At 67.5% G+C, this 787-nt stretch carries 1 protein-coding gene and 1 pseudogene; both read left to right on the forward strand.

Annotated elements, in window-relative coordinates; genetic code table 11:
* Window positions 1-419: pseudogene (locus tag G6W55_RS37940) on the forward strand (F0F1 ATP synthase subunit beta); the annotation flags it as partial.
* A gap of 110 nt (window positions 420-529) precedes the next feature.
* The coding region (locus G6W55_RS37945; RefSeq protein WP_175525098.1) for a F0F1 ATP synthase subunit epsilon at window positions 530-787 on the forward strand (258 nt) is incomplete at its 3' end.

The following is a 787-nucleotide window of genomic DNA, read 5'->3' on the forward strand; positions in this document are numbered from 1 at the left end:
CGATCTCCGAGAAGGGCATCTACCCGGCCGTGGACCCGCTGGACTCGACGTCCCGCATCCTGGACCCGCGCTACATCTCCCAGGACCACTACAACGCGGCCAGCCGCGTCAAGGGGATCCTGCAGAAGTACAAGGACCTCCAGGACATCATCGCGATCCTCGGTATCGACGAGCTGGGCGAGGAGGACAAGCTCGTCGTCCACCGTGCCCGTCGCGTCGAGCGCTTCCTGTCGCAGAACACCCACGCCGCCAAGCAGTTCACCGGCCTGGACGGTTCGGACGTTCCGCTCGACGAGTCGATCGCCGCGTTCAACGCGATCTGCGACGGGGAGTACGACCACTTCCCCGAGCAGGCGTTCTTCATGTGCGGTGGCCTGGACGACCTCAAGGCCAAGGCCAAGGAGCTCGGCGTCTCCTGAGCCTCCGGCTCACCGAGGGGGGTGGGTGTGGTCCCACCCCCCTCACCACGCCCCGTAGAATTGACCCAACACCCGGCCGGGCGGCCGGGTGGTGACCCGAGGAGCCACCCTTGGCTGCTGAGCTGCATGTCGAGCTGGTCGCCGCGGACCGAAGTGTCTGGTCCGGCGAGGCCACCCTGGTCGTCGCGCGTACCACGTCCGGCGACATCGGCGTCATGCCCGGTCACCAGCCGCTTCTCGGTGTGCTGGAATCGGGCCCGGTGACGATCCGCACGAGCGAGGGCGGCACCGTCGTCGCCGCTGTGCACGGTGGATTCATCTCGTTCGCGGACAACAAGCTGTCGCTGCTGGCCGAGATCGCCGAGCTG

Source organism: Streptomyces sp. CAI-85, assembly GCF_013363615.1.
GTDB lineage: Bacteria > Actinomycetota > Actinomycetes > Streptomycetales > Streptomycetaceae > Streptomyces > Streptomyces antibioticus_B.